This window comes from Rhizobacter sp., assembly GCF_031412075.1.
Classification (GTDB): Bacteria; Pseudomonadota; Gammaproteobacteria; order Burkholderiales; family Burkholderiaceae_C; genus Rhizobacter.
In genome coordinates this window covers 1-9237 of sequence record NZ_JANOCG010000661.1, presented here as the reverse complement: position 1 = coordinate 9237, position 9237 = coordinate 1, and the positions used below count along the sequence as shown (strand labels likewise).

The following is a 9237-nucleotide window of genomic DNA, read 5'->3' as shown; positions in this document are numbered from 1 at the left end:
AAACACGGGGCCGATGCCCATTTCGTCGGGCTCGCAACCAGCCACCGCGAAGCCGCGGAAGATGCCCAGCGGCTTGATGCCGCGCTGTTCGGCCAGCTTGCCGTTCATCAGCACGCAGGCCGAGGAGCCGTCGGAGAACTGGCTCGCGTTGCCGGCAGTCACCACACCGCCCGGCAGCGCCGCGCGGATCTTGTCCACACCTTCGAGCGTGGTGTTGGGGCGAATGCCTTCGTCGGCCGAGATCGTCACTTCCTTGGTGGTCAGGCGGCCGGTGGCCTTGTCGGCCACGCCCATGCGCGTGGTCATCGGCGCGATCTCGTCGTTGAACTTGCCGGCCGCTTGCGCGGCGGCGGCGCGCAGCTGGCTGCGCACACCGTATTCGTCTTGCGCCTCTTTGCTGATGTTGTAGCGCTTGGCCACCATCTCGGCGGTCTGCAGCATGCTCCAGTAGATCTCGGGCTTCTTCTCCAGCATGGACGGGTCGGCGCGCATGTGGCGGTTGGTTTCGTTCTGCACACACGAGATCGACTCCACGCCGCCGCCAATGGCGACCTGCACACCGTCGACGATGATGGTGTGCGCGGCCATCGCAATCGCGTTCAGGCCCGACGAGCAGAAGCGGTTGATGGTGACGCCGGCGGTCGTGACCGGGAGGCCGGCCCGCAGCGCGGCCACACGGGCGATGTTGCCGCCGGTGGTGCCTTCGGAGAGCGAGCCGCCGAGGAACACGTCCTCGACTTCAGCGGGGTCGATGCCAGCGCGCTTGACGGCGTGCTCGATCGAGTGCGCGGCGAGCGTCGCGCCATAGGTCATGTTGAAAGCACCCTTCCACGACTTGGCCAGGCCAGTGCGGGCGGTGGAGACGATGACGGCTTCGGTCATGATGATTCCTTGTGAGTGTTCAGCAGAGAGTTCGGGTCGAGCGGTGCACTTGGACGGGTCTTTTCACCGCAAAGGCGCCAAGAACGCAAAGGACGCAAAGAAGAGAGAGAAGAAGGCCATTTGTCTTGGCGACCTTTGCGTTCTTGGCGTCTTGGCGGTGAGAAAACTGTCAGAGTGCAGGGCGCTCGCAAGCGCTCAATTGAAAGTCTTGCCTTCCTCCGCCAGCTTCAAGAGCAGCGGGGCCGGTTGCCAGAACTTCGCATCGGCGCCCGGCTCGGCGGCGATGCGCTTCAACGCGCGCACCACGTTGGCCAGACCGACCGTGTCGGCGTACAGCATCGGGCCGCCGCGGTGGGCGGGGAAGCCGTAGCCATTGAGGTAGACGATGTCGATGTCGGAGGCGCGCTGGGCGATGCCTTCTTCGAGGATGCGCGCGCCTTCGTTGACCATCGCGTAGATGCAGCGCTCGATCACTTCTTCGTCGCTGACCTTGCGTGCCGTCAGGCCCCGCTCGGTGCGGAAGTCTTCGATGATCTTCTCGACCGCCGGGTCGACGATCGGGTCGCGCTTGCCGGCTTCGTAGCGGTACCAGCCGGCGCCCGTTTTCTGACCGAAGCGACCGGCTTCGGCCAGGCGGTCGGCCACGATCGGGATGTAGGCCTCGGGGTTGGCCTCTTTGCGGCGCTTGCGGCCGGCGTAGCCGATGTCGAGACCGGCCAGGTCACCCATGCGGTAGATGCCCATGGCGAGGCCGAACTTCTGCAGCGCGTTGTCGATCTGCGAAGGCGAGGCGCCAGCGTTGAGCAGCTCGTTGGAAGCCTGGCCGTAGCGGGCCACGATGCGGTTGCCGATGAAGCCGTCGCACACGCCCGAGACCACGGCGATCTTCTTGATCTTCTTGGCCAGCGCCATCGAGGTGGCCATCACGTCCTTGGCGGTCTTGGCGCCGCGCACCACTTCCAGCAGGCGCATCACGTTGGCCGGGCTGAAGAAGTGCAGGCCCACCACGTCTTGCGGGCGCTTGGTGAACTGGGCAATCTGGTCGAGGTTGAGCGCCGAGGTGTTGGAGGCCAGGATCGCGCCCGGCTTGCACACTTCATCGAGCGTCTTGAAGACCTTCTCTTTCACTTCCATGCTCTCGAACACGGCCTCGATGACGAGATCGACGTCCTTGAAGGCGCTGTATTCGAGCGTGGGGGTCACGAGGGCCATGCGCTCGTCGAGCTGGGCTTGCGTGAGCTTGCCCTTGGCCATGGAGTTTTCGTAGTTCTTGCGGATGGTGGCCAGGCCCTTGTCGAGCGCCTCTTGCTTCATCTCGAGCAGGGCGACCGGGATGCCCACGTTGATGAAGTTCATCGTGATGCCCACACCCATGGTGCCGGCGCCGATCATGCCGACCTTCTTCACGTCGCGCAGGGGGGTGTCTTCAGGGATGTCGCTGACCTTGGAGGCCGCGCGCTCCGCGTTGAAGATGTGGCGCAGCGCACGCGACTCGGGCGTGGCCATCAGCTGCATGAACAGCTCGCGCTCGGTCTTCAGGCCCTGGTCGAAAGGCAGGCTCACCGAAGCCGCCACCGCTTCCACGCACTTCAACGGCGCGGGGAAGTTCTTCGACATCGCGCCCACGGTGTTGCGGGCAAATTGCAGGAAGGCATCGGCACCCGGCGCCTTCACCTTCAGGTCGCGCACCCGCTTGAGCGGCAGCTTGTCGGCCACGGCCTTCTCGGCGAACTTGAGGGCGCCTTCCAGCAGGTCGCCTTCGATGATGGCGTCGAGCAGCGGCGTGCCTTCGAACTTCTTGGCCGGGGTGGGGGCGCCCGACACGATGATGTTGAGCGCGGCCTCCAGGCCGATCAGACGCGGCAGGCGCTGCGTGCCACCGGCGCCGGGCAAGAGGCCCAGCTTCACTTCGGGCAGGCCGAGTTGGGCGTCGGGCTTGGCCACGCGGAAGTGCGCGCCCATCGCCAGCTCCAGGCCACCGCCCAGCGCCATGCCGCCGATGGCCGCGATGACGGGCTTGCGCGAGTCTTCGAGCGCGCGGATCACCACGCCCAGGTTCGGGTCCATGCCGGCCTTCGGCGTGCCGAATTCCTTCACGTCGGCGCCGCCCGAAAAAGCGCGGTCGCTGCCAATCAGCACGATCGCCGTCACCTTGTCGTCAGCCAGCGCCTTGTCGAGCCCGGCGACGATGCCGCTGCGCAGCGAGTAGCCCAGGCCGTTGACCGGCGGGTTGGCCAGCGTGACGACGGCAACGTTTCCGCGAACGTCGTACTGGGTGGAGGTCGGGTGGTTGCTCATGTGCGAAAGCTCCTGAAAGGCACTTGCGGGGACGGCGACTTGCACAAACCGGGGTGTGCACAGGGGCCTGTGTGAACCCCGTGTGGCGGGATGTGGATCAATGTTCCGCAGTGTGGAACATTATTTTGCAAAGGCAATCATCCTAGCCACTGGCGCCGGGCTTGTAAACAAGGTGTTTCCCATGGATTGCCTGGTGACTTCAAGGCTTGTCACCCGTGCGACAGGCCGTTGGGACAGAATCACGCAACGTGCTTGGTGAAAGTTCCAATTTCCAATTCCACGTTTCGCGATGCAGAATATGCGTCCACATTCGTTCACGTGCGCCCGCAGGAGACACCATGAATCTCGACTACAGCCCCGAAGAGCAGAAATTCCGCGATGAAGTGCGCAGCTTCATCAACGCGAAGCTGCCGGCCGACATCCGCGACCGCGCCCAGACCGGCCAGCGTGGCAGCCACGAAGACATCATTCGCTGGCAGAAGATCCTGTTCGAAAAGGGCTGGGGCGCGTCGAGCTGGCCCGAAGAGTTCGGCGGCACCGGCTGGAACGCCGTGCAGCGCCACATCTTCGACGACGAGTGCGCCGAAGCCGGCACGCCGATGCAGCTGCCCTTCGGGCTGAAGATGGTGGCGCCGGTGATCATGCGTTTCGGCAACGCCGCGCAAAAGGCTTACTACCTGCCGCGCATCATCTCGGCGCAAGACTGGTGGTGCCAGGGGTATTCGGAGCCGGGCGCCGGCTCTGACCTCGCTTCGCTCAAGACCCGCGCCGTGCCCGGCACCGACGCCGAGGGCGAGCACTACATCGTCAACGGCCAGAAGACCTGGAACACCCTCGGCCAGTTTGCCGACTGGATCTTCTGCCTGGTGCGCACCAGCACCGAAGGCCGCCAGCAGGAAGGCATCAGCTTCCTGCTGATCAACATGAAGACGCCGGGCATCACCGTCAAGCCGATCATCATGCTCGACGGCGAACACGAGGTGAACGAAGTCTGGTTCGACAACGTGCGTGTGCCGGTCGAGAACCGCATTGGCGAAGAGAACAAGGGCTGGACCTACGCCAAGTTCCTGCTCGGCCACGAGCGCACCGGCATCGCCGGCGTGGGCCGCTCCAAGTCGGCGCTGCGCCGCCTGAAGGCGCTGGCACGCCGCCAGCACGGTGACAACGGCAAACCGCTGATCGAAGACTCGCGCTTCCGCGACCGCATCGCGCAGGTCGAGATGGAGCTGCTGGCGCTCGAGATCACCAACCTGAAGGTCATCTCGGCCGAAGGCAAGCAGCACGCGCCGGGCCCCGAGGCCTCGATGCTGAAGATCAAGGGCTCCGAGATCCAGCAGACGCTGACCGAGCTGTGCATGCAGGCGCTGGGCTCGTACTCGGTGCCCTGGTTGCACGACGGCCAAGACCTGGCCGGCAGCTCGCAGCCGCTCACGGAAGCCTTTGCAGCACGCGACGCCGGCATCAGCGGCTCTTACTTCAATGTGCGCAAGACAACGATCTATGGCGGCTCGACGGAGGTTCAGAAGAACATCATCAGCCAGATGATCCTGGGTCTTTGATCCGAACACAGCCAAGACGCAGAACACAAGGAACGACCATGGACTTCAACCTCAGCGAAGAACAAACCGCGATTCAAGACAGCCTGAAGCGCTACCTGGCCAAGGACTACAGCTTCGAGCAGCGCCGCGCCATCCTGCAGAGCCCGCTCGGCCACAGCGCCCAGGCCTGGGCCACCTATGCCGAGCTCGGCATCCTGGCCTTGCCCTTCCCCGAATCGGCCGGTGGCCTGGGCGGCAACGCCATCGACACCATGCTGATCGCCGAAACCCTCGGCGGCAGCCTGGCGCTCGAGCCCTTCCTGGCGAGCGTGGTGCTGGCCGGCAGCCTGATCAATGAGATCGGCACACCCGCGCAGCGCGAGTCGCTCCTGGGTGGCATCACCCAGGGTGAGCTGATGGTGTCGCTGGCCCACGGCGAACCCGGCGCACGCTACGCCACCAACCACGTGGCCACCACCGCCAAGGCCGATGGCCCCGGCTGGTCGCTCAGTGGCCACAAGGCCGTGGTGCTGGGCGCACCGTCGGCGCACAAACTGCTGGTCTCGGCGCGCACCTCGGGCGGTGCGTTCGAAGCCAACGGCGTGTCGCTGTTTGTCGTCGATGCCAAGGCCGCAGGTGTGACGATCCGCGCCTATGCCACGCAAGACAACCAGCGTGCCGGCGACGTGTTGCTGAAAGACGTGAAGGTCGCCTCCGATGCGCTGGTCGGCGCCGTCAACCAGGCGCTGCCTGCCATCGAACACGCCATCGACCGTGGCATCGCCGCGCTGTGCGCCGAGGCCGTGGGCGTGATGGCCACCCTGAATGCGCAGACGCTCGAGTACCTCAAGAACCGCAAGCAGTTCGGCCAGCCCATCGGCAAGTTCCAGGCGCTGCAGCACCGCATGGCCGAGATGGCCATCGCGGCTGAGCAGGCTCGTTCGATGGCGCTGCTGGCTGCGGTGAAGGTCGACACGAGCGACGCCGCCGACCGCCGCCGCCATGTGTCGGCCGCCAAGGCCTACATCGGCCAGTCGGCCCGCAAGGTCGGCCAAGACGCGGTGCAAATGCACGGCGGCATGGGCGTGACCAACGAGCTGATGGCCGCGCACCTGTTCAAGCGCCTGACGGTGATCAACGCGACTTTCGGAGATGTGGAACACCACCTGGGCAAGTTCAGCGACTCGCTGTTGGTGGCCTGACCAAGCTCCGTTCGGGAGGGATGGCGCGAGCAGGTTGTAGATGAGCACCGAACCGTTACCCGAGGGATTCGTCCCGCTGATCCCCGGCGGCCAGTGGCTGATGCACGCTGGCCCCATCTACCAACGTCCCGGGCCGAACGGCACGGTGGTCATTGCGCTGCGGATCGACCCACAGCACACCAACATGCGCGGCATCGCGCACGGCGGCATGCTGGTCACGCTGGCCGACAGCGCGCTCGGCCGCAACCTGAACATCACCCGCAAGACCCACGCGGCCATGGTGTCGGTGAACCTGTCGACCGATTTCATCGGCGCGGCCAAGGTGGGCGACTGGCTGGAGGCGCACGTCGAGATCCGCAAGCACGGCGCGCGCTTGTCGTTTGCCGACTGCCAGCTGCGGGTGGGCGACCAGGTGGTGGTGCGCTGCAGCGGCGTGTTTGCGGTGGTCGAGCCGGTGGCGCCGAAGGAAGTGCCGGAGGGCTGAACAGTACGTTCGCGTTGAGCCTGTCGAAACGTCTTGCAGCAGTACAGTGACCCCCATGATCCCCACCCTGCCTGCCGACGCCGACGGCGTGCTCAAGCTCGCCGCGCAAAGCATGTTCGACACCCTGGCCCAGGCGGCGATGGGCATGATGGTGATCGACCGCAACCACCGCATCGTGTGGATCAGCGAAGGCTACAAACGTTTCCTGCCCGACCTCGGCCACGAAGAATCCGATTTCGTGGGCCGGCGTGTCGAAGAGGTGGTGCCCAACACGCTGATGGCCCACGTGGTCGACACCGGCCAGCCGATGCTGATCGACTTGCTCACCAACCAGGCCGGCACCTTTCTCGTCAGCCGCCTGCCGCTGCGCAACGCGCAAGGTGAGGTGATCGGTGCCATGGGCATGGTGCTGCTCGACCACCCCGAGACCACCATGCAGCCGTTGATGACCAAGTTCGGCCGCCTGCAACGCGAGCTCGACGACGCGCGCCAGCAGCTCGCCGCGCAGCGCCGGCCCAAGTACACCGTGGCCAGCTTCATCGGCGCGAGCCCGGTGGCGATGGAGATCAAGCGCCAGGCCCGCCGCGTGGCGCAGACCGACAGCACCGTGCTGCTATTGGGCGAAACCGGCACCGGCAAGGAGCTGCTGGCCCACGCCATTCATGCCGCCAGCGCACGCGCCGCGCGGCCCTTCGTCGGCGTGAACATCGCGGCCGTCCCCGACACCTTGCTCGAAGCCGAGTTCTTCGGCGTGGCGCCGGGTGCGTACACCGGCGCCGACCGCAAGGGCCGCGAAGGCAAGTTCAAGCTGGCCGATGGCGGCACGCTCTTTCTTGACGAGATCGGCGACATGCCGCTGGCGCTGCAGAGCAAGCTCTTGCGCGTGTTGCAAGAGCAAGAGGTCGAGCAGCTGGGCAGCAACACCGTGCAGCGGGTCGACGTGCGCATCATCGCGGCCACCAGCCGCGACCTGCCCGCCATGGTGGCGGCCGGCACCTTCCGCGCCGACCTGTACTACCGCCTCAACGTGCTGCCCATCCGCCTGCCCGCGCTGCGCGAGCGCATGGCCGACCTGGAGGCCCTGGTCGAAACCCTGGCCGACGACATCGCCCGCCGCAGCGGCCTGCCGCACAAGGGCTTGAGCGGTGATGCGCTGGAGCTGCTGGCGCAGCAGGGCTGGCCGGGCAACATCCGCGAGCTGCGCAATGTGCTGGAGCAGGCCACGCTGATGACCGACGACCTGGTGCTTGGCGCCGCGCACTTCAGGAGCCTCGTGGTGGCGGGGCAGGTGCAGGCCACGCCGCTGGTGGCCACCCGCAAGGCGCCACCCCAAGCGCTTGCCGACGTGCCTGCGCTGGCCACACCAGCCGGTTCCATCAAGCCGCTGCCGCAAGCCATCGCCGAGCTGGAGGCGCGCGCGATCCGCGAGGCCATGGCCGCCACCGGTGGCAACAAACTCGCGGCGTCGCGGCTGCTGGGCATCTCGCGCGCCACCTTGTACGAAAAACTCGCATTGATCTGAGCCTCGCCTTGCATTCTTCTTTCTTTGCTTCCTTGGGCTTGCTGGCCTGGGCCGCGCTCACGGCCGACGCCCATGCGCAGACGGCGCCTGCCGCTCCCGCCGCACCGGCGTCTGCCGCCTCAGCGCCCGCCGCGCAGCAACTCGCGCCCGTCGAGATCACCGGCACACGCGCCAACGACATGCAGGAGCGACGCCAGTCCACCGCCGCCAAGATCGTGATTGGGCGCGAAGAGATCGACCGCTTCGGCGACAGCACCGTGGGCGAGGTGCTCAAGCGCCTGCCCGGCGTCACGCTGCAAGGCCCGCCGGGCCGCGGCGGCGCCATCCGCATGCGCGGGCTCGGCAGCGGCTACACGCAGATCCTGCTCGACGGCGAGCGTGTGCCGCCGGGCTTTTCGATCGACACGCTCACACCCGAGCAGATCGAGCGCATCGAGATCTTGCGTGCGCCCACCGCCGAGACGGGGGCCCGTGCGATTGCCGGCACCATCAACATCATCACGCGCGAAGGTTTCAAGAAGCGGCTCAACAACCTGCGCCTGGGCACGGGGTACGAAAACGGCCGCTGGCAGCCCGGCATCTCGTGGACGCGCAACGACAGCATCGACAGCCTGATCTACAACGTCTCGCTGTCGGCCTTTCAGAACGACCGCGACAGCGAAAGCACCACCACCACGGTGCGCGAAGACCTGAGTGCGGTGCCCGCCACCACGCTGGTGACGCGCGAAACCTCGCTCTCGCAAGACAAGCGTCGCGGCCTGCATGCCACCGGGCGTTTGCAATGGCGTGGTGACAAGGGGGCCTCGCTGGTGTTGATGCCGATGTTGATCTACTCCGAGATCGACAACACCAGCCGCTCGCATCTGACGCGCGATGATGGCACCGCGCCGCCGTATGACCGCAGCACCGGCAGCTCCGCAGGCCACTACGCCAACGCGCGCCTGAACGGCCAATGGAATCAGCAGATCGATGGTGCCGGCCGGCTGGTGGTGACGGGCGGTTTGAGCCAGGGCCGCTGGCGCGGGCGTGTGCTGCGCACGCTGATCCGCGTTGACGGCAGCGCGCTGCCCACCGGCTACACCAACACCGACGACATCAACACCAGCCACGGCAGCACCGTGACGCTGGGATCGAAGTACACCACCTTGCTGGCCAACGACCACAGCCTGGTGGCCGGGGCCGAGCTCGAAGACAACCGCAGCCGCGAAGAGCACACCCAGCCCGACGTAACCGGGGATGACTTCCGGGCCGATGCCTTGCGTGTGGCGGCCTACGCGCAAGACGAGTGGAACCTCACGCCGCAGTGGGCCG

At 66.2% G+C, this 9237-nt stretch carries 7 protein-coding genes; 5 read left to right on the top strand and 2 right to left on the bottom strand.

Features of this window, described 5'->3' with window-relative positions; all coding sequences use genetic code 11:
• Both RMO40_RS24620 and RMO40_RS24615 read right to left on the bottom strand, forming a co-directional pair.
• The coding region (locus RMO40_RS24620) for an acetyl-CoA C-acyltransferase (protein WP_309726455.1) at positions 1 to 882 on the bottom strand (882 nt) is incomplete at its 3' end.
• A 195-nt stretch (positions 883 to 1077) separates the two neighbouring features.
• Positions 1078 to 3180, bottom strand: a complete 2103-nt coding sequence (locus tag RMO40_RS24615; RefSeq protein ID WP_309726453.1) for a 3-hydroxyacyl-CoA dehydrogenase NAD-binding domain-containing protein — start codon at positions 3178 to 3180, stop codon at positions 1078 to 1080.
• A gap of 338 nt (positions 3181 to 3518) precedes the next feature.
• On the opposite strand from RMO40_RS24615, the gene RMO40_RS24610 reads away from it, so the two are divergent.
• The 5 genes from RMO40_RS24610 to RMO40_RS24590 form a co-directional block, all read left to right on the top strand.
• Complete coding sequence (locus RMO40_RS24610) at positions 3519 to 4739, top strand: acyl-CoA dehydrogenase family protein (RefSeq protein ID WP_309726451.1); 1221 nt, start codon at positions 3519 to 3521, stop codon at positions 4737 to 4739.
• A 38-nt stretch (positions 4740 to 4777) separates the two neighbouring features.
• On the top strand, positions 4778 to 5920 hold the full coding sequence (locus RMO40_RS24605; RefSeq protein WP_309726449.1) for an acyl-CoA dehydrogenase family protein: 1143 nt from the start codon (positions 4778 to 4780) through the stop codon (positions 5918 to 5920).
• A 40-nt stretch (positions 5921 to 5960) separates the two neighbouring features.
• Complete coding sequence (locus tag RMO40_RS24600; protein ID WP_309726447.1) at positions 5961 to 6404, top strand: PaaI family thioesterase; 444 nt, start codon at positions 5961 to 5963, stop codon at positions 6402 to 6404.
• Between the two features lie 55 nt (positions 6405 to 6459).
• Positions 6460 to 7926 (top strand): sigma 54-interacting transcriptional regulator, encoded by a 1467-nt coding sequence (locus RMO40_RS24595; protein WP_309726443.1) that lies wholly within the window; start codon positions 6460 to 6462, stop codon positions 7924 to 7926.
• Between the two features lie 8 nt (positions 7927 to 7934).
• Positions 7935 to 9237: TonB-dependent receptor plug domain-containing protein (locus tag RMO40_RS24590; RefSeq protein WP_309726441.1), on the top strand; the 1303-nt coding region annotated here is incomplete at its 3' end.